This is a genomic window from Mesorhizobium sp. M2E.F.Ca.ET.209.01.1.1, assembly GCF_004010375.2.
In the GTDB taxonomy this organism is placed as follows: domain Bacteria; phylum Pseudomonadota; class Alphaproteobacteria; order Rhizobiales; family Rhizobiaceae; genus Mesorhizobium.
In genome coordinates this window covers 1-284 of the sequence record NZ_SADP02001284.1, presented here as the reverse complement: position 1 = coordinate 284, position 284 = coordinate 1, and the positions used below count along the sequence as shown (strand labels likewise).

The following is a 284-nucleotide window of genomic DNA, read 5'->3' as shown; positions in this document are numbered from 1 at the left end:
GGCGGAAAGCGCAGTTCGAAAAGCTCGGCCTGGCCGCCCATCATCAGATGCGCGTGCACATCGACGATGCCAGGCATCATCATCGCGCCCTTGAGGTCGACGACGCGGGTGGCGGCGCCTGTCAAGGCGGCGACGTCGGCGCCTTCGCCGACCGTGACGATGCGGCCGCCCTTGACGGCAACGGCCGAGGCCCAAGGCCGCTTGCGGTCGAGCGTGTAGATGCGGCCATTGGTGAAGACCAGGTCGGCACTTCTGTCGGGCATTTTCTCTCCTCCTTCCCGCTG

At 66.5% G+C, this 284-nt stretch carries 1 protein-coding gene; it reads right to left on the bottom strand.

The window, feature by feature from the left end; translation table 11 throughout:
* On the bottom strand, window positions 1-263 hold a 263-nt coding region (locus EN852_RS40080; RefSeq protein WP_145994168.1), incomplete at its 3' end, for an amidohydrolase family protein.
* Window positions 264-284 lie beyond the last annotated feature (21 nt).